A 19,755-nucleotide genomic window follows, 5' to 3' on the forward strand; every position below is an offset into this window, starting at 1 on the left:
GGAGGCAACATGCACAGTCTGGGCATACTTGGCGTTGGCGCGTTGACCGAAACCATCGTTCGCGGCCTGCGCCGCAGTGGTTTCGAAGGGCCGATCAGGCTGTCACCGCGCAATGCCGAACGCGCCCAGGTACTTTCGGCGCAGCTTGCCTGTGAAGTGATGCCGAACAACCAGGCGGTGGTCGATAACGCCGATATATTGCTGCTCGGCGTGCGCCCCGACGCGGTGGCGCAACTGGCAGCAGAAATCCGCCTCAAGCCTGGTCAGCGCGTCCTATCGCTGGTCGCCGGCCTGCACTTGTCCACGCTGCAGGCCACCTTTGGCGAGACGCATTGCATTCGAGTCATGCTGTCCTGCGCCGCACAATTCAACCAGGCCACGGTGGTCGTCTATCCACCGGACCCCACGGTCCAGGTCCTGCTCGACCCGCTGGGCTCACTGGTGGTGACGGATGACGAAGCAGCTTTTGAGCTGGCCACCGTGGCCGCGTGCATGAATGGCTGGTTCTACTTCCTGCTGCATGACCTGCAACACTGGCTGGTGGACAAGGGTTTGCCGGCGGACCAGGCTCGCACGCTGGTGCTGGGCAATTTGCAGGATTGCCTCGCCAGCGCCCGCGCCAACCCCGATCAGACTCTCAAGGCCATGGGCGAAGCCATTGCCACACCGGGGACTTTCACGGCAGCCGGGCTGGACGTGCTGCATCACCAGCCGGGCAGTGCCACGTGGGCCGCCGCCTGTGAAGTGGTGTTCGACGCCCTGCTTAGCCGCGCCTCCCGTTAGAGTTCCGGGTCCATCCCGACCCGCTCGACCAGGCGCTCGCCGTTGAAGCGTTCCACTTCATGACGACGCTTGCGGAAGCTGTACGGAGTCTCGCCATACTGCTTGCGGAACCACAGGATAAAGTGCGACGCATCGGAAAAGCCGCTGGCCAGGGCGATGGTCGTGATGTTCTGGCTTGTGTTCACCAGCAGTCGCCGGGCGTGGTCCAGACGCAACTTGCGCCAATAGTTGGCCGGCGGTTCCTGGGTATTGGCGACGAATTCCCGATGCAACTGCCGTGGGTGGGTGCCCACTGCGTCGGCCACTGCCTTGAGGGACAGCGACACATCCAGGTTATCGCGCATGAAGGCAATCGCCCGCTCCACCCGATCGTTCTGGTAGACCTTGCCCGCCTGCTCCTCTTCATCCGCCCGTTCTTCCACCAACAGGTATTCCAGGCCTTTCTGCGCGCGCACTTCCCCGCAGTGTCGGCGGATCAGGCTGGCGGCCAGGTCGATGGCCGTGCCACCCGGGCAGGTGATGATGCCGCGGTCGTCGACGTAGCTTTTGTCGATCACGGCGGTGGCGTTGGGAAACAGCTCTTCGAATTCTTCGCGGATGGTGAAATGCACCGCGCAACGCCGGCCGTCGAGCAACCCGGCCTTGCCCAGCACGAAGGACGCCGAGCACAGGGCGATGATCGGGATATTCGCCGCATGCACATCGCGCAGCGCATCGATCAGCCACTCCGGCGGGTTGCGCGTCTCGCCCAGCAGGCCGCCGGCGATCACGATGTAGTCGTACTGCGCCCACAGGTTCAAGGGGCGCGTGGGTGAAATCGGCATGCCGCAACTGGCGGTGATCGACTGGTCGTTGCAGGTCATCCAGTCCCACTGGCAGTACACCTGCTGACTGCGGAACGACTTGTCGGCGGCAAACCGCAAGGAGTCGACCAGGCCCGCCACCGGTACCAGGGTGAACTGGTTCATCAGCACAAATCCGACTCGAAGGTCCGGCTTTACCTCTGCGGGCAGTGCGTTCAAGGTCGTTCTCCAGGCAGGCCGGGGCATCCGGCACGGCTTCATCATAAGCCTGGCCGGGCGTCCGGCCTATCATATAAAGACAGCTATATCGTATATCCAGGACAAGCCCGTTGTTGACAGGCCCCGGCGTCCTATCAATTGTCATGGCCGTAATAGCGAGCACCGGGAGCCACTGCGCATCATGCCCGGCAAACCCAACAATAAGGATTTGCCGCGCATGAACCCCGTCACCAAGAGCAGCTACGTCGATGGCGCCTTCGTCCCCACAGACGGCGGCGACCTGCTGGACAACCGCAGCCCGTCCAACCCAAACGAAGTGATCGAGCGCTTCGTGCGCGCCGACCAGGCACTCACCGAACAGGCCATCGCCGCTGCCCGCCGAGCGCAGCCCGCCTGGGCGCGCAGCAACCCGCAGCAACGGGCCGATTCGCTGGACTTCATCGGCAGCGAGATTCTGGCGCGCCGCGAAGAACTGGCCATCCTGCTGGCCCGCGAAGAAGGCAAGATTGTTCGTGAAGCGCTGGGCGAAGTCGACCGCGCCGGTCGCTCGTTCAAGTTCTACGCCCAGGAAGCCTTGCGCGCCGAGGGAGAGAAATACCAGTCGGTGCGCCAGGACGTCGGTATTGACGTGTTTACCCAGCCTCTGGGCGTGATCGGCATCGTCGCGCCGTGGAATTTCCCCATCGCCATTCCGGCCTGGAAAATCGCCCCGGCCCTATGTTTTGGCAATTGCGTGGTGTTCAAACCGGCTGAGCTGGTGCCGTCCTCGGCCTGGGCGCTGGCAGAGATCATTTCCCGAGCCGGGCTGCCGGCTGGCGTATTCAACCTGTTGATCGGTCCGGGTCGCAGCGTCGGCGATACACTGATTCGCTCGCCGTGGGTCGACGGCATCAGCTTCACTGGCTCCGAGCAGACGGGGCGACAGATCGCCCGCCTCGCCGCCGACGGCATGAAGAAAGTACAGCTGGAAATGGGCGGCAAGAACCCGCTGATCGTGTTGGACGATGCCGATCTGGAACAAGCCGTCGACGTGGCACTCAACGGCTCGTTCTACAGCACCGGCCAACGCTGCACCGCCAGTTCCCGGGTCATAGTCACCCAGGGCATTCATGACGCGTTCGTGGCACGCCTGGCCGAGCGCACCCGCGCGCTCAAGGTTGGCGATGCGTTGCAAGCCTCGACCGATATCGGGCCGGTGGTCGATGCCCGCCAACTGGAGCAGAACCTGTCGTACGTGGCCAGCGGTGTCGAGCAAGGCGCGACGCTGGTGTGCGGTGGCGAGCGTATCGAAAACCCCGAAGGTGCGCACTTTTTCACACCCGCGCTGTTCACCGACGTGACCCCGGACATGCGCATCTATCGGGAAGAAATCTTCGGCCCGGTGCTGAGCGTGCTCAAGGTCCGTGATTACGATGAAGCCTTCACGGCGTCCGAAGACACTGCGTTCGGCCTGTCCGCCGGTATCGTCACGACCTCGCTGCGCCATGCCGAACATTTCAAGCGCAACAGTTCCGCGGGCATGGTGATGGTCAACCTGCCCACCGCCGGGGTGGATTATCACGTGCCTTTCGGCGGCAATGGCGCCTCCAGCCTGGGCTCGCGGGAGCAAGGCACCCATGCGCGGCAGTTCTTCACTCGGGTAAAAACCACCTACCAGTTGGCGTGAGGACCTGATCGTGACGCCGTTGCGCTCTACCCGGGTGTCGTTTTTCAGTGCCCGGGTGCAACGGCGTCGCGCTAAGCTGCGTGGCAGCCCCATCCCCCCTTGAGACTGCAAGAGGTAACACGCAAATGGCCAAGGCTGCCGATGTCGTTGTGCAATGCCTGGAAAACGAAGGTGTCGAGTATGTATTCGGCATTCCCGGCGAGGAAAACCTCGACCTGCTGGAGTCCCTGCGCAAGTCGAAGATCAAGCTGGTGCTGACCCGCCATGAACAGTCCGCCGGCTTCATGGCCGCCACCTACGGGCGCCTCACCGGCAAAACCGGTGTCAGCCTCTCGACGCTGGGGCCCGGCGCCACCAACCTGGTGACTGCCAGCGCCTATGCGTACCTGGGCGGCATGCCCATGATGATGATCACCGGGCAGAAGCCGATCAAGAAGTCCAAGCAAGGCCGGTTCCAGATCATCGATGTGTGCGGGATGATGGCGCCGATCACCAAGTACACCCACCAATTCGCTTCCGCCGATAACATCCCGGCGCGCATGCGCGAGGCCTTCCGCCTCGCCGAAGAAGAAAAGCCCGGCGCCGTGCACCTCGAGCTGCCGGAAGACATCGCCGCCGAGCAGACCGAGAGCCTCCCGATCCCGCCAAGCCTGCATCGCCGGCCGTTGGCGGAAAACAAGGCGGTGGAAGCCGCCGTCGACAAACTGCGCACCGCCCGCAGCCCGATCCTGGTGATCGGCGCCGGCGCCAACCGCAAGATGACCGCCAAGGTACTCAAACAACTGATCGACAAGACCGGCATCCCATTCATCACGACCCAGATGGGCAAGGGCGTGGTCGATGAGCGTCATCCGCGTTTTCTCGGCAATGCGGCGCTGTCAGCCGGCGATTTTGTCCATCGCGCGGTGGAAGCGGCGGACCTGATCGTCAACATCGGCCATGACGTGATCGAGAAACCTCCGTTCTTTATGGTGCGCGGTGGAACCGAGGTGGTCCATATCAACTTCCGTTCCGCCGAGGTGGATGCGGTGTACTTCCCGCAGATCGAAGTGATCGGCGACATCGCGAACGCCGTGTGGCAGATAGGTGAAGCACTGAACGACACGTCGCACTGGGACTTCACTCGCCTGATGACGATCCGCGAGGCCAACGAAACGCAGATCGCCGAAGGCGCCGACGACGACCGCTTCCCGGTGTACCCGCAGCGGCTGGTCGCCGACATCCGCCGTGCATTGCCGTCCGAAGGCATCGTGGCGTTGGACAACGGTATCTACAAGATCTGGTTCGCCCGTAACTACAAGGCGCACAAACCCAACACCGTGCTGCTCGACAACGCCCTGGCAACCATGGGCGCCGGCCTGCCGTCGGCGATGGCGGCGCATCTGGTGCATCCTGATCGCCCGGTGGTTTCGGTGTGCGGCGATGGCGGTTTCATGATGAACAGCCAGGAGCTGGAAACGGCGGTAAGACTGGGCATGCACCTGACCGTGGTGATCCTGCGCGACGACGGCTACGGCATGATCCGCTGGAAACAGGCGAACATGGGTTTCACCGATTTCGGCCTGGATTATGGCAACCCGGACTTCGTCAAATATGCCGAGGCCTACGGCGCCCACGGCCATCGAGTGGAAAGCGCCGAAGGCTTCCTGGGGTTGCTCGAACACTGCATCAAGACGCCGGGCGTGCATGTGATCGATTGCCCGGTGGACTACAGCGAGAATGACCGGATTCTCAATAGCGAGTTGCGTGAGCGCAGTTTGGCGGTCTAGATCTAATCTCACCCACACCTGTAGGAGCGAGCATGCTCGCGATGGTAGTCCAGACACCGCTGGGCATCTGGAATCTAGCGTCATCGTTAACGACCATCGCGAGCATGCTCGCTCCTACAGGCGGCCGTGTGCAGACGAATAAACCTTCGAGAACAACAACCATTGAAAACCCAGGACCCCGACACCCGCCATAAAGGCTACCGGCGCATCATCCCGTCGATGACCGCCCTGCTCCAATTCGAATCCGTGGCGCGTCTGAAAAGCTTCACCCTGGCCGCGAAGGAGCTGGGCGTGACCCAGGCGGCGGTGAGCAAACAGGTGAAGATGCTCGAGGAGAACGTCGGCGCCCAATTGTTCCATCGCCTGCACCGCTCCATCGACCTGACCAACGAAGGCCAGGCACTGTTCGCGATCATTTCCGAGTCCCTGCAAAAAATCGCCACGGTTTTCGACCAGATCAACCAGGAAGGTGGCCGGCGGGAAGTCAGCCTCGGCGTCACCGCCTCGTTTTCGCAGTTCCAGATCATGCCGCGACTGGCCGCGTTGCGCGAGGTCCTGCCCGATATCCAGCTGGGGTTGGCGACCCAGATGTTCACTGGCGACCTGCGCACCCAGGACGCCGACCTGTACATTCGCTACGGCAACGGCCAGTGGCAGGATGGCGAGGCAATCCTGCTGTTCGAGGAAGAAATATTCCCGGTCTGCTCCCCCGCTTGGCTGGCGCGCCATCCGGTGCCCACCACCCTGATCGAACTGGCGGCGGCCGGCCTGCTCGATTCAGATTCGACCACAGAGGGCTGGATGAACTGGCAAGGCTGGTTCAAGCGGCTGGGCTTGATCAACCATAAACTGCACTTCACCCTGCGCGGCAACCTGCACGCCGACATGGTGCACGCCGCGTTGCATGGCCACGGCATCGGGCTGGGCTGGGGGCGTGTGGTCGAGCATTTGCTGGAAAGCGGCGAGTTGATCCGCCTCGAACCGTTTACCGTACGGCCGACCGATGCCTATTACGCGATCATCCCCCATGGACGCACGGCAACACCTGAAGCCTGGGCCATTATCCGCTGGCTGCAGGACCGTGCCCCACTTCAGGCACTGTCGGCACGGTCAAAAACGAACTCATAACTTAATGTAATGCGAACGGTAAAAATAGGCGCATTGACGGTGTTTTGACCCACTTAGATAATCCTTACAACACTTGTATTAGTTACGACCCATTACAAGAAAAGTGCGTGAGGAATAATAATGAGCATTGCGCCTATCAAGTCTCACCGCGAAGTTATTACTTCTCGGCAACCTGGTTTTGGCATGCCCGGCGAAGTATTCAGTCGCCAGGACATATTCGAAACCGACCTCGATGTATTTTTCACCAAGCACTGGATATTGGTCGCCGTGACGGCGGATGTCGCCGAACCCGGCGATGTGTTCACCACTGACATCGGCAAGTCGTCGATCATGGTCTTGCGCGATGACGACGAACAGGTCCGCGCCTATCGCAATGTCTGCCGCCACCGCGGCGCTCGCCTGAAACAGCCGGGCAAATCCACGGTGGGCATGCTGGTGTGTCCGTATCACCAGTGGACCTACGACCTGGACGGCAGCCTCAAGCATGCCGCGCACATGGGCAAGGGTTTCGATCCCAAGTGCCGCAGCCTGATCCCGGTGCACTGCAAGGTTATCGGCACGCACGTATTCGTTTGCCTGAGTGACGAAGCACCTGCCGATATTGCCGTCCAGGAAGAAGTCATGGGCGCGCGTTTTGCCCCTTTTGACCTGACCAATACCCGCATTGCCCATGAACTTGACTATATCGAGAACGGCAACTGGAAGTTGGTGATGGAGAATAATCGCGAGTGTTATCACTGTACGGGTACGCATCCGGAACTACTTGTTTCTTATCAGTCCGAAGACTTGGGTGTCAGTCTTGAAGAAATGAGCGAAGAAGCCCGCGCTTCGTATGACGCTTATCAAGTGCGAAAGGCCGGAATCGAAGCGGATTGGGCCCGCGACGGTCACCTCTACGAGGCGTTCGAATACCTGGACGGCGATGCTGCCACCCAGTTCCGCACCCAGCGCATGATCATCGCCGGCAGTGGCGAATCGCAGACACTGGACACCAAGGTCGCCTGCACCAAATTGCTGGGCAACCTCACCCGCAAGGATCTTGGTGATACGCACTTGTGGGGCAACAACTCCTGGGCCCATGTCATGAGTGACCACGCGATGATCAGCTGGATCATACCGCTGTCGCCGGACCGCACCCTGGTGCGGACCAAATGGCTCGTGCACAAGGACGCCGTCGAAGGTGTCGACTACGACGTGCAGCGTCTGACCGAAGTGTGGGTGGCCACGACCAAACAGGATGCCGACCTGGTGGCCATCACCCACAGCGGCACCCAGGACCCGGCGTACATTCCGGGCCCCTACTCCGAATTCACCGAGCCGTACGTAGACCAGTTCCTTCGCTGGTACAGCGACCGCCTCGCCGTCCATGGGGTGTAACGTGATGACTGTCTTCGAGAATATCGCCAGCCTGCGTGCCGACCAGCGCTTTGCCGACACTGACCATTGGGCCGCCCACGGCGCCCAGTGGGCCAGTGGCGAGAGCAAACGCATCGAATGCCTGAGCGTCGTGAATGAGACCCATGACGTCAAGACCTTCACCTTCCACAGTCCCGACTACCCGGCCCTGGCCTACGAGCCGGGGCAGTTCCTCACCCTCTCGCCGGTGATCGACCAGCAGGTCATTTCGCGCTGCTACACCCTGTCGTCGACCCCGACGCGACCGTTCACCTTTTCCATCACGGTCAAGCGTGTGCCCGGTGGTGCGGTGTCCAACTGGCTGCACGACAACCTCAAGGCTGGCGATGCCATGACGGCCTCGGGCCCGGCGGGCATTTTCACGCCGATAGCGGGGCCTGCACGCAAGCTGCTGTACTTGTCCGCCGGTTCCGGCATCACTCCGCTGATGGCCATGACCCGTGCTGCTGCCGACCTGCATGCGGACCTGGACATTGTCTTCGTCCACAGTGCCCGCACGCCCAAGGACATCATTTTTCGTGACGAACTGGCACGCCTGGAGCGTTCCATGCCACGCCTGCGCACACTGTTTTTCTGTGAAGACCTGGGCGACGAACCGGACTGGACCGGGCCGATCGGTCGCCTGTCGATTGACGAACTGCAACGGCGCATCCCCGATTTCATGGAGCGCTCGGTGTTCACCTGCGGTCCGAAAGGGTACATGGACGCGGCCAAGGCCCTGCTCGGGGGCGCCGGTTTCGACCTGGCGCGTTATCACCAGGAAAGCTTCGACATCAGTGCCGAGGCACCGGTCGAGCCTGCCCCGAGAGCCGAACCGGGCCAGGCACAGGGCACCTTCACCGTGCGCCTGGCCCGATCGGGCAAGGCGTTCACCATGACCGCAGAACAGACCGTGCTGTCGGCGGCCAAGAAAGCCGGCGCCGTGGTGCCCTCCTCATGCAGCCAGGGCGTATGCGGCACCTGCAAGACTGCGGTGCTTGAAGGCAGCGTCGAAATGAACCACAACGGCGGCATCCGCCAGCGCGAAATCGACAAGGGCCTGCGCCTGCTGTGCTGCAGCCGGCCCACTTCGGATTTGGTGATCGATCTCTGAATACATCGCCTGAACACCACGTCCCCTGTAGGAGCTAGCTTGCTAGCGATGGTCGTCAACGATAACGCGGGCTGTCTGGTGCCCAGCGGCGTTTTCCAATCCATCGCGAGCAAGCTCGCTCCTACAGTGGGAGATTGAGGTACGACGCCCACCCTGTAGGAGCTAGCTTGCTAGCGATGGTCGTCAACGATAACGCGGGTTGTCTGACACCCAGCGGCGTTTTTCCAATACATCGCGAGCAAGCTCGCTCCTACAGTGGGAGATTGAGGTACGACGCCCACCCTGTAGGAGCTAGCTTGCTAGCGATGGTCGTCAACGATAACGCGGGCTGTCTGGCGCCCAGCGGCGTTTTCCAATACATCGCGAGCATGCTCGCTCCTACAGTGGGAGATTGAGGTACGACACCCACCCTGTAGGAGCTAGCATGCTAGCGATGGTCGTCAACGATAACGCGGGCTGTCTGGCGTCCAGCGGCGTTTTCCAGTTCATCGCGAGCATGCTCGCTCCTACCGTTATCTGAACGCATAGATCCCGCCCAACACCACCAGCAACGCCCCAATCACCAACGACGTAGCCAAGGTCTCACCGAACCATGTCACCCCAAACACCGAGGCAAACAGCAGCAACGAATAGTTGAACGGCTGCAAGGTCACCGCCGCCGCGTACTTCAATGACTGCAACAGCAACAACTGCGCGATCACCCCGCTCACCGACAATACCAGCAGCAGTCCCCACTCGGTCGAAGAAGGTGTTACCCATTGCGGCGCGGCGAACAGGGTCGAAGCCACGGCTCCCCACAATCCCATGTACAGCATGTTGGTGCTGAAACTGTCGACCGCGCTGATCTTGCGCGTCAGTACGCTGAAGAAGGCGAACATCACCGCACCCACCAGCGGTATCAGCGAGGTGACGCTGAACACACCCATGCCTGGCTGGAGAATGATCAGCGTGCCGGCAAAGCCGATCAGCCCTGCTACGCATTGGCGCGGGCTGACCCGTTCGCCCAGCAGCAACGCCGCCAGGCCCATGGTCAGCAGCGGGAAAATCGCATAGATCGCGTGCGTCTCGGCAAGCCCCAGAAAGCGCAGCGCCAGGCCAAAGACCATGATGTCGAATACCGCAATCAACGACCGACTCAGTTGCAGCCACGGATGACCGCTTTTCACGGCGCTGCGCAACCCGCCCTTCACGTGCACGAAACAAAGGGCGAACAACAGGAAGAACCAGTAGCGCACCATGATCAACTGCGACACTGGCAAGTCCTTGACCAGGATCTTGGTAATCCCGTCCTGGGCGGCAAACACGAACATCGACATCAGGCACAGGCCGATGCCCAGGCGGTTGCTTTTCGCGCGCCCCACTTCACTCAAGGGTTCTGCTACGGTGCTCATGATCGTGAGATGCTCCAGCACCCGCCGTCGGTGGGCAGATGCGCGCAGGATGGGGTGGGTGCCACTCTCAAGGGGATAAGGCGGTTAGTCAACTAGCCGTTGAGCGGTTGCGGGACGGCGTTGTCCTGTTCTGCAGAAACAATCGTTATCGGCGTATTCATCACATAAGGAAACTGCTTTCAAACGGATACCGCGTCAGCACCTCGCAGCCGTCCTCGGTCACCAGCAACTGGTTCTCCAGCTTGATGCCGTCACGGCCGCCGACTTCGCCGATGTAGGCCTCGACGCACAGCGCCATGCCTGGCTCCAGCACGCCTTCGTAGCCGTAGGAGTCGACGTCTTCGGGGTAGCGGATGCATGGGTATTCGTCGCACAGGCCGACGCCATGGAACATCACGCCATAGCGCTGTGCCCGGCAGGATTGTGGCAGGCGGTGAGCCAGGCGGGTCAGTTCAGTGAAGCCGACGCCCGGGCGGACCAGTTCGGTGTTGAAGCTGATGTGTTCATGGGCGATGCGGTAGAGACGTTTTTGCTCCGGGGTGGGTTCGCGGTCACCACAGATCCAGCTGCGCGACATGTCCACGCACATGCCGTAAACGCCGATCAGGTCGGTGTCGAAGGACAGCAGGTCGCCGTCGCTGAGTACCCGTGGGCCGGACTCCTGGTACCAGGGGTTGGTACGAGGGCCGGAGCTGAGGATACGGGTCTCGATCCACTCGCCGCCGCGGCGGATGTTGCCGGCGTGCAGCGCCGACCACACGTCGTTTTCGGTGGCCCCGGCGCGCATGGCCTGGCGCATCTCGGCGATCGAGGCTTCGCAGGCCGCCACCGCGCAGCGCATGGCGCGGATTTCGTCCGGGCCCTTGATCACCCGTGCGTGTTCCGTCACTTCCTGGCCACTGCTGACCTCTACGCCGAGGGCTTCGAGGGCACGCAAACCGGCGACTTCGATGCGATCCACCGCCAGCCGACGGTTGGCGCCGCCGTGGGTACGCAGCAAATCGTCGACCTGTGCGGCGAAGCGCCTGGCGTGCTGCTCGGTGCGGTCGCCAGTTTCGAAGTAGAAAAACGACGCACCGCTGCGCAGCTCGGTGATCAGCGGCAAGTGCGCGGACAGGTGATCGCAGCCATGGAAGTCCCATAGCGTCATATGCCCGCTGGCGGCCACGAAGCAGGCGCGGGCCGGGTTGTGAGTGGTCCACAGCTGCATGTTGGTGGTATCGGTGGCGTAGCGGATGTTCAGCGGGTCGAACAGCAGAATGCCGGCCAGGTCCCGGGCAACCAATTGTTCCTTGATCCGTTGCAGGCGAAACTCGCGCAGGCTCGCGAGATTGGGCGCTTGCAGGCCTTGTTGCGCCCATTCGGCGAAGGCCAGGGGCGTGGGGCCGATCTCGGTACGATCGTTGTCGTCCGGCGAGCCGTCGGCGCGTTGGCGGGCGGGGTCGATGCGGCGGTTTTCCGAGGGAATCGAAAAAGGCGAACTCATCATGGCTAAGGCGTCATCCTTATCGTTATGGTGCGGCCCCAATCGCGACAATCAGGGCCTGGCCTTCACATCAATTACTGGCTTGAGTGGCCTGGGAGCCGGTTTCCCGCGCCGCTTTCACCCAACCGTCGAACTGCTCCTGATGCGCGGCGATCCACTCCTTGGCATGACGCTGGATGTCCGCCATGGACTTCTCGCCCTGCTGCATCTTCAGGTTCTCGGCACTCTCGTCCGCTGCCGGGATCTGCATCAGTGACAGGAACTTCACTGCCGCCGGATTCTTGTCGGCGAACTTGCGGTTGACCAGCGCCTGGACCTTATCGAGCGCAAAGCCCAGGTTCTTGCCCTCGTAGGTGGTGTCGAGCGTGTTATCACCACCGGGCAGGTCGGTCTTGGGCACTTGTAGCCAGACCACGTCACGTCCTTCCACCATCACCCCGGCCACCCACTGGGGAATCCAGGTGTAATAAAAAACCGGCTTGCCTTCCTTGAAGCGGGTGATGGTGTCGGCCATCAGGGCGAAGTAAGAACCCTGGTTCACGTGGATGGATTTTTCCAGGTCGTAGGCTTTCATCTGGTGGGCAATGACCAGCTCGCAGCCCCAACCCGGGTTGCAACCGGTCATGTCGGCCTTGCCGTCACCGTCGGTGTCGAACAGCTTGGCGATCTCCGGTTTTTTCATGTCCGTGATGTACTTGATGTTGTATTGGTCGGCGGTTTTCTTGTCGATCAGATAACCCTGCAGCACGCCGGGCAAGACGTTGCCCACCTTGACCATGTTCTCGTCACCACCGGCCTTCTGGTAGAACGCTGCGTGCAGTTTGTCCCAGGCGTTGACGGTGAAATCAGCATCGCCGAAACCGACGGCCAGGACCATGGTGGCGTATTCGGTTTCCTTCGGTTTCTGGACCTTGTAGCCCAGCTCGCGCAGACCGGCCAGGGCCACTTCGCCACGGAAGCGCTCTTCATCGACGGTCGGGAACGCCGGGGTGATTTTCACCCCCTCCCCCGGTTTGTCCACCGTGGCGCTGGCGCCCAGGCAGACCACGCTGAACGCCACGGCAGAGGCGCATTGCAGGACACGGCGGGTGAATGTGGACTCGAACATCTTCGCTTACCTTTTGTGATTGTTGTGTGGGTTGCGGCAGATAGAGCGGTGAATCTCAGGCGGTTTCGCGCCGTCCTGCGGGTTGCCCGGCACCGACCAGGCGCATCAGCACGCCCACGGGCCCGGTCTGGTACCAGCGTTTGCTCGGGTCGGCACTGGTGCGCGCGCCCATGGCTTGAGTCAGGCGGTCGAGGAAAATGGCGAGCAGCACCAGGCCAATGCCGCCAACAGTGGCCAGGCCCATGTCCAGCCGGCCGATGCCACGCAAGACCATCTGGCCCAGGCCGCCCACGGAGATCATTGAAGCGATCACCACCATCGACAGCGACAGCATCAGGGTCTGGTTGAGGCCGGCCATGATGGTCGAGGTGGCCAGCGGCAATTGCACGCGGGACAGCATCTGCCGTGGCGTGCAGCCAAAGGCGCGGGCGGCTTCGATCTTGTCTTCCGGCACCTGGCGGATGCCGAGGTTGGTGAGGCGCACCAGCGGTGGCAGCGCAAAGACGATGGTCACCAGTACACCCGGTACGTTGCCGATACCGAACAGCATCACCACCGGCACCAGGTAGACGAACGCGGGCAAGGTTTGCATGGCGTCGAGGATTGGACGTATCACCCGTTCGAGCCGGTCGCTGCGGGCGCAAACAATACCCAGCGGGATGCCAATCAAGGCGCAAAAGAACACGGAGGTCAGCACCAGGGCCAGGGTGGTCATGGACTCCGACCACACGCCGATCAGGCCCAGCAGCGTCAGCGTGACAAGACATAACGCGGCCATGCGCTTGCCTGCCAGCTGCCAACCGAGCAGCGACGACAGGATGATGCCGATGCTCGGCGGAATACTTTGCAATGTGTATTCGATGCCGTTAAGCACCTGGTCAATCGGCCAGCGAATCGCGCGAAACACCTCGCGGAAATGCTGCACCATGTAGTTCAGGACACTTTCCACCCAGTCCCCCAACGGAATGGTCAGGGTCTGGAACGGGTCGAGAAAGCTGAAATCGGACATCGTGGCTTACCTCTTTTTGTCGGGGCGCTCAGTGGTGGGTGTGGGCGAGTTCAAGTTCCTTGCGGCAGACGCGGCAGACCGTCGCCGGGTCCAGCGGCGCCGCATCGCCCGTCTTGAGTACCCGTGACACGTCAAAGCCCTTGAAGAACGCACGCACATAGTCGTTGGCCGGCTGCTCGATCAGCTCCAGCGGCGTGCCGATCTGCACCACTCGGCCGCCTTCCATGATCGCGATGCGATGGCCGATGCGTACGGCTTCTTCGATGTCGTGGGAAATGAAGATGATGGTGCGTTGCTGCTCGGCCTGCAGGCGGATCAGCTCGCCCTGCATTTCGCTCCGGATCAAGGGGTCCAGCGCCGAGAACGCCTCGTCCATCAGCAGGATGGTCGGATCGTTGGCCAGTGCACGGGCCAGGCCCACTCGTTGCTGCATGCCGCCGGATAACTGGTGCGGGTAACTGAATTCCTGTCCGGCGAGACCCACTTGCGCCAGGGCTTCCCTGGCCCGGCAGTGCCGCTCGCTTTCGCTGACACCGGAAATCTCCAGCCCGAATGCGGTGTTTTCCAGCACACTCATGTGTGGCATCAGGGCGAAGGACTGGAACACCATGCCCATTTCCTTGCGGCGCACGTCCAGCAGCGCCTTGTCACTCAGACCGGTGATTTCCTTGCCGTTGAGGTGGATGCTGCCGCTGGTGGGTTCGATCAGGCGGTTGAACAGGCGCACCATGGTCGATTTGCCGGAACCGGACAGGCCCATGATCACGAAGATCTCGCCGCGCTTGACCGAGAAACTGGCGTCGAACACGCCGACCACATGCCCGGTCTTCTTGAAGATCTCGTTCTTGTCGGCACCGTTTTTCAGCATCTTCATGGCCAGGTCCGGGCGCGGCCCGAACACCTTGAAAATATTCCTTACCGAGAGAATTTCTTCGGTCTGGTTCATGCGACCCTCTTTTTATCTTTATTGATCGAACGTGATGAACTCTATCCCGGTGGCTCTCAGCTGGATTGTATGAGCCGGTCAATTTGTATTATCTCGGCACCGAAATCGGCCGGCTGCGACACGACGTTCAATGACTGGTCCTTCCCGTTATATGCAGGCCGTTGGGGGCAATGCAAAAGTACCGACCGCTTGCCCGATCGCCTCCCACAACAAGGAAACACCATGAGCCAAGTCCTTACCGTCGTTCGCAACGCCGCCGCTTCCGCACTGGGCGAACACTCACCGGCGCGCCTGCCGATTGGCGAACCCATTGCCGTGGCCGCCACCGGTCAGGCCCAGACGGACGATGCCGTGAGCGCCAGCATCGGCGTCTGGGAAAGCAGCCCCGGGATGTTCCGTCGCCACCTGAAAAGTCGCGAGTTCAGCCACATCGTCAGCGGCTGGTGCACCTTCACCCCGGACGGTGGCGAGCCGGTGGAACTTCGCGCTGGCGACGCGGTGCTGTTCCCGGATAACTGCGAAGGCGTGTGGGACATCCGCGAAAGCCTGCGCAAAACCTACGTGCTGTTCTGAGGAGCCCGAGATGATCGAACGCATCAACCCAGGCCCACGGGCCAGTCAGATGGTGGTGGTGGATGGGCGCATCGAGACGTCCGGTATTGTCGCGCTGGAACCCGGCGACATCGCCGCACAGACCCGCTGTGTACTGGCGCAACTGGAACAGTGGCTGGCACAGATCGGCGCGGGCAAGGCCAACCTCACCCGCATGCAGATCTGGCTGGCGGACATGGGCGAATTTGCCGCGATGAATGACGTGTATGACGCGTGGGTCGGTGATCAACCGCCGGTGCGGACGTGTGTCGGCGCAGCGCTGGCGGCGCCCGAGTACCGCATCGAAATCCAGGCGTTCGGACAGATTTAAGCTACATAGTTCCACTGTAGGAGCGAGCATGCTCGCGATGGTCGTCAACGATAACGCGGGAAACCTGATACCCAGCGGTGTCTGATACTCCATCGCGAGCATGCTCGCTCCTACAGTTTCGGTTCCGGTCAGCCCGACATCGTTTTCAGAACTATCTCTCCCCGACGCACCATCCTCATATCAATTGTCCCCCGCATCATAGTGCGCCCCTTCCCCCGCTGCGCATCATGTACGCACAAAACAACATCGGCTGAAGGCACCCCTTATGTACCGTGGATTCTGGTATGCCCAGGCGCTTGACCTGGATAACGACCTGGCCCCTGCCCTGCAGGAATCGATTCAAGCGGACGTGTGTATCGTCGGCGGCGGCTATCTTGGCTTGTGGTCGGCCATTCGCTTGAAACAGGTCAGTCCGGAAAAGAACATCGTCATCGTCGAGCGCGACCGCTGCGGTGCGGGCGCCAGCGGTCGTAACGGCGGCGTGGCCACCAACTGGTGGGGCAAATACCTGTCGCTGCGTACCATCTGCGGGGACGTGGAGGCGCGGCGCATCTGTGAGGCAGCGGAATCCGCCATCGACGAAATCGGCAGCTTCTGCGAAGAGCACGGCATCGACGCCCAGTACCGCAAGCACGGCTGGCTGTGGACCGCCACCAACCCGCGGCAGATGAATTCCTGGCGGGTGCTCACCGAAGGCTTGCAGGGCCTGGGTGTCAACCCGTTCCAGGAAATGGACCGCCACACGATCCAGGGCCGGGTTGGCTCGCCGCTGGTGGTCGGTGGCATCTATGACCCCAACGCCGCCACCGTGCAACCGGCCATGCTCGCCCGTGGCCTGCGTAGGGTCGCCCTGAAGCTGGGCGTGAAGATCTATGAAAAGAGCCCGCTGACCCGGCTGGAGCAAGGCAAGAACCCGGTGGTACACACCGAGCGTGGCGCCGTGCGTGCCGACCGTGTGGTACTGGCGATGAATGCCTGGGGGGCGCGTTTCCCCGAGCTTCGGCGGATGATCGCGATCATGTCCAGTGACATGGTGGCTACCGCACCGGTGAAAGCCCGCCTGGATGCCATCGGTTTCAGCGGCGGCGAATGCATGACCGACTCGCGCACCGTGCTCAACTACTGGCGCAATACCCCCGACGGCCGCGTGGTGTTTGGCAAGCCGCTGGGTCAGTTCGCCTTCGCCGGGCGTATTGGCAACCTGTACGAGAAACCTTCGCCGGCGGCAGACAAAGTCGCGGCAGAGTTGCGCCGCCTTTACCCGCAGCTGTCCAGCGTGCCGATCGTCAGCAGTTGGACCGGGCCGATCGACCGTGCTATGAAAGGCTTGCCGAACTTCGGCTACCTCGATCATCACCAGAACATCGCCTACGGCATCGGTTTCTCCGGCAACGGCGTGGCGACTACCGTGTTCGCCAGCCGCATCATCAAGTCCCTGGTCGAGCATGCCAATGATGAGTGGGCCAACTGCGGCCTGGTCAATCAGCGTATGAAGTTGCTGCCGCCAGAGCCGTTTCGCTTCTTTGGCGCCCACATGGTGCGTGACGCCCTGGTGCGCAAGGAATCCTTGGAAGATCACGATCAGGATGCGGGTTTCGTCACCCGTCAGTTGGTTGCCATGGCCCCGGCCGGCTATGTGCCGGCGCAAAAGAAATAAGGATTTGATCGTGAGTGAACAGATTGTTTTTCTCGACGACGATGCCCTGGCGCCTTCGACCCGTCTCAAGCGTCCAGTCTTCAAGCATGGCTGGCAGCAATACGCCTACACCCGGCCGGAGCAGGTAGTGGAGCATCTCAAGGATGCGACGATTGCCCTGACCTGCAGCGTGCCGCTGCGCGAAGAACACCTGCGCCAATTGCCGAAGCTGAAGATGATTTCGCTGGCCCTGACTGGGCGCGACATCGTCGACGTTGACTACTGCGATGCCCATGGCATCCAGGTGTCCAGCGTGCCGGGCTATGCGGCCAACACCGTGGCCGAACACTGCCTGGCGATGATCCTGGAACTGTTCCGCCGTCCGGCGGCATTTACCCGGCTGATGCGCCAGGTGCATGCCGGCGAGGCCGAGTACCAGAACATTTACTTCAACCACCGCATCCGCGATGTGCGCGACAAGCATCTGGCGATTATCGGCAGCGGTCCGATCGCCCTGCGCGTAGCACATCTGGCGCGAGCATTTGGCATGCAGGTGTTGTTCGAGGACCGCGGCGGCAAACGCGCAGGACCGGATTGCCGGCCATTGGCTGAGCTGCTGAGAACCTGCGACGTGCTGTCGATCAACTGCCCGCTGACGCCCGAAACCTACAACCTGATCGATGCCGAGCAACTGGCGTTGATGAAGCCCGACGCGGTGGTGGTCAACACCGGGCGTGGCGGCGTGGTCAACGAAGCGGCATTGATCGCAGCGCTGGAGAATGGCCGACTCGGTGGCGTGGCACTGGATGTGGTGGAACACGAGCCGCTGCACCCGAGCAACCCGCTGTTCAGCCTGATCGAGCGTGACGACTTCCTGCTCAACCCGCACATCGCCTGGAGCAGCGAAGACGCCATGCAGCAATTGATGGACAGCGCGGTGGACAACATCAGCGAGTTCGTCGCCCGGCAGCAGACGAGCAGAAGGATCCGTAGCGCCTAGCGTTGACGGGACCCATTGTGGGAGCGAGCCTGTCGAGGCGTCGAACCGTCGCGATAGAAGACCAGACACCGCGGGCATCCAGACAGCCCGCGTCATCGTTAACGAACACCGGTAATGATCCAGCGTTATCAGTCCAGCCCCTGCCCGAAATCATCCCCGAATTCCCCCAGCAACCACTCATGCAATCGCCGGCAACCAGCGTCGTGCTGCTTGTCTTCGTTGAAGCTCAGGTAGTGCTTGGAATCCTGCAACACCATCATCTGCTCCACGGGGCGCACCAGCACGCCCGTCTTGACCAGATGCCCCACCAGATGATTCCAGCCCAGCACCACGCCCTGGTGGTTCAGGGCCAGCTGGATCAGCAAGTTATAGTCGTTGGCATTGAAAAATGGCGGGCTGTCTGCTGGCCGCGCCTTGAGGTCGATGTCGTGGTACGCGAGCCATACGCTCCAGTCGACGTGTTCGGCGACCTGTGAACGGCCGAACGGACTCAGGTTAAGCAACGCGCCGTCACGCAGGTCGTGGACCGTGCGCAGTTCGGGATGCTGCTCAAGGTACAGCGGCGAGCACACCGGGTAGATCTGGTCATGCATCAGCGGCTGGCTGTGGTAGCCGTCGTGGCTCTTGATCAACTTGCAGATGATCAGATCCGGGTGCACGCCGTTTTCCATGGTCAGGAAGTTCTGCGTGACCACCAGGTTCAGGTCGATCTCGGGGTGCGCTTCGAAAAAGCTCGGCAGCCGGGGCAACAACAGCAGGTTGGCGAACGCCTGCGAGCAGCACAGGGTTACCACATGCTTGGAATTGGTATTGCTGCTGATGCGCTCCGCCGCCTGGGCGATGTTGGTGAAGGATAACTGCACCGCATCATAGAAGATCGACCCCGCCGAAGTCAGCTCAACCGCCCGGCCGGCGCGGTTGAACAGCTCGGCACCCAGGTGATCCTCAAGCTCGCGGATCTGCCGGCTGATGGCGGCCTGGGTCACGCACAGCGCTTCGGCGGCACGGGTGAAATTCTGATAGCGGGCTGCGGCCACAAAGGCTTTGACGGCTCGCAGCGAGGGCATCTTGATCAGCGTCTGATCGGGTTCAGTATGTTTAACCATAACACCAGGTAATCAATAGACCGCAAAAAATGTCGATTTCTGGCCGGCGGGCCCGGCTCTAGACTGTCTGCAAGCCAAAGCAAATGCAACAACAGCCTCTGCTTCCAGAGCGCCTGTAAAAAATGCACAAGCGTACTGATGCACTGGAGCTGATTGAACTGCATCAAGGACTGACTCACGTTCGTATTTCGAACGGACTGCCAATGTATTCATGCTGATTGCGAGCGCCAGCTCTCGGCCAGCAAGGGTTAACAGTGGTTATAAACATAAAAAG

The 19,755-nt window shown here is 61.5% G+C and carries 17 protein-coding genes; 10 read left to right on the top strand and 7 right to left on the bottom strand.

Annotated features, from left to right (window positions below; genetic code table 11):
- Positions 1–9 precede the first annotated feature (9 nt).
- Positions 10–783: an NAD(P)-binding domain-containing protein gene (locus AB4N64_RS10345; protein ID WP_460125066.1), complete on the top strand. Its 774-nt coding sequence runs from the start codon at positions 10–12 to the stop codon at positions 781–783.
- Here AB4N64_RS10345 and AB4N64_RS10350 read toward each other — a convergent pair.
- Positions 780–1,850 carry a GlxA family transcriptional regulator gene (locus AB4N64_RS10350; protein ID WP_460125069.1) on the bottom strand — a complete coding sequence of 357 codons (1,071 nt, stop codon included), beginning with the start codon at positions 1,848–1,850 and terminating at the stop codon, positions 780–782. The two genes, AB4N64_RS10345 and AB4N64_RS10350, sit on opposite strands and share 4 nt — an antisense overlap.
- A gap of 172 nt (positions 1,851–2,022) precedes the next feature.
- Between AB4N64_RS10350 and AB4N64_RS10355 the strand changes: the two genes are divergently transcribed.
- The 5 genes from AB4N64_RS10355 to AB4N64_RS10375 all read left to right on the top strand — a co-directional run bounded on the left by AB4N64_RS10355 (position 2,023) and on the right by AB4N64_RS10375 (position 8,877).
- Complete coding sequence (locus AB4N64_RS10355; RefSeq protein ID WP_460125071.1) at positions 2,023–3,471, top strand: aldehyde dehydrogenase family protein; 1,449 nt, start codon at positions 2,023–2,025, stop codon at positions 3,469–3,471.
- Between the two features lie 125 nt (positions 3,472–3,596).
- Positions 3,597–5,240 (top strand): acetolactate synthase large subunit, encoded by a 1,644-nt coding sequence (locus AB4N64_RS10360; RefSeq protein WP_460125074.1) that lies wholly within the window; start codon positions 3,597–3,599, stop codon positions 5,238–5,240.
- 162 nt (positions 5,241–5,402) lie between these two features.
- Complete coding sequence (locus AB4N64_RS10365; RefSeq protein ID WP_460125077.1) at positions 5,403–6,368, top strand: LysR substrate-binding domain-containing protein; 966 nt, start codon at positions 5,403–5,405, stop codon at positions 6,366–6,368.
- A gap of 120 nt (positions 6,369–6,488) precedes the next feature.
- Complete coding sequence (locus tag AB4N64_RS10370) at positions 6,489–7,745, top strand: aromatic ring-hydroxylating oxygenase subunit alpha (protein WP_169866550.1); 1,257 nt, start codon at positions 6,489–6,491, stop codon at positions 7,743–7,745.
- Between the two features lie 4 nt (positions 7,746–7,749).
- Positions 7,750–8,877: an FAD-binding oxidoreductase gene (locus AB4N64_RS10375; RefSeq protein WP_169866551.1), complete on the top strand. Its 1,128-nt coding sequence runs from the start codon at positions 7,750–7,752 to the stop codon at positions 8,875–8,877.
- Positions 8,878–9,389: 512 nt separating this feature from the next.
- Here AB4N64_RS10375 and AB4N64_RS10380 read toward each other — a convergent pair.
- From AB4N64_RS10380 to AB4N64_RS10400, 5 genes are all read right to left on the bottom strand, one after another.
- Complete coding sequence (locus AB4N64_RS10380; RefSeq protein ID WP_169866552.1) at positions 9,390–10,268, bottom strand: DMT family transporter; 879 nt, start codon at positions 10,266–10,268, stop codon at positions 9,390–9,392.
- A gap of 160 nt (positions 10,269–10,428) precedes the next feature.
- The gene (gene dddP / locus AB4N64_RS10385; RefSeq protein WP_460125082.1) at positions 10,429–11,757 is read right to left on the bottom strand and encodes a dimethylsulfonioproprionate lyase DddP; all 1,329 of its coding nucleotides are present in this window, start codon (positions 11,755–11,757) and stop codon (positions 10,429–10,431) included.
- Positions 11,758–11,824: 67 nt separating this feature from the next.
- Positions 11,825–12,862 carry a glycine betaine/L-proline ABC transporter substrate-binding protein ProX gene (gene proX, locus AB4N64_RS10390; RefSeq protein ID WP_169866554.1) on the bottom strand — a complete coding sequence of 346 codons (1,038 nt, stop codon included), beginning with the start codon at positions 12,860–12,862 and terminating at the stop codon, positions 11,825–11,827.
- A 55-nt stretch (positions 12,863–12,917) separates the two neighbouring features.
- Positions 12,918–13,871, bottom strand: coding sequence for a glycine betaine/L-proline ABC transporter permease ProW (gene proW, locus AB4N64_RS10395; protein ID WP_169866555.1), 954 nt, complete (start codon positions 13,869–13,871; stop codon positions 12,918–12,920).
- 28 nt (positions 13,872–13,899) lie between these two features.
- Entirely contained in the window at positions 13,900–14,817 is a 918-nt protein-coding gene (locus tag AB4N64_RS10400; RefSeq protein WP_262387712.1) for a quaternary amine ABC transporter ATP-binding protein, read from the bottom strand.
- 222 nt (positions 14,818–15,039) lie between these two features.
- Here AB4N64_RS10400 and AB4N64_RS10405 point away from each other — a divergent pair, with 222 nt between their 5' ends.
- The 4 genes from AB4N64_RS10405 (at position 15,040) to AB4N64_RS10420 (ending at position 18,375) form a co-directional block, all read left to right on the top strand.
- Complete coding sequence (locus tag AB4N64_RS10405) at positions 15,040–15,390, top strand: cupin domain-containing protein (RefSeq protein ID WP_169866556.1); 351 nt, start codon at positions 15,040–15,042, stop codon at positions 15,388–15,390.
- 10 nt (positions 15,391–15,400) lie between these two features.
- Positions 15,401–15,739, top strand: a complete 339-nt coding sequence (locus AB4N64_RS10410; protein WP_169866557.1) for a RidA family protein — start codon at positions 15,401–15,403, stop codon at positions 15,737–15,739.
- 265 nt (positions 15,740–16,004) lie between these two features.
- A complete protein-coding gene (locus AB4N64_RS10415; protein ID WP_169866558.1) occupies positions 16,005–17,396 on the top strand; it encodes an NAD(P)/FAD-dependent oxidoreductase in 1,392 nt (463 codons plus the stop codon).
- A gap of 10 nt (positions 17,397–17,406) precedes the next feature.
- Positions 17,407–18,375 carry an NAD(P)-dependent oxidoreductase gene (locus tag AB4N64_RS10420; RefSeq protein ID WP_169866559.1) on the top strand — a complete coding sequence of 323 codons (969 nt, stop codon included), beginning with the start codon at positions 17,407–17,409 and terminating at the stop codon, positions 18,373–18,375.
- Positions 18,376–18,503: 128 nt separating this feature from the next.
- Here the strand turns inward: AB4N64_RS10420 and AB4N64_RS10425 are convergent, their stop codons facing one another.
- On the bottom strand, positions 18,504–19,481 hold the full coding sequence (locus tag AB4N64_RS10425; RefSeq protein WP_169866560.1) for a LysR substrate-binding domain-containing protein: 978 nt from the start codon (positions 19,479–19,481) through the stop codon (positions 18,504–18,506).
- Positions 19,482–19,755: the final 274 nt, after the last annotated feature.

This window comes from Pseudomonas sp. S2_C03 (assembly GCF_054668405.1).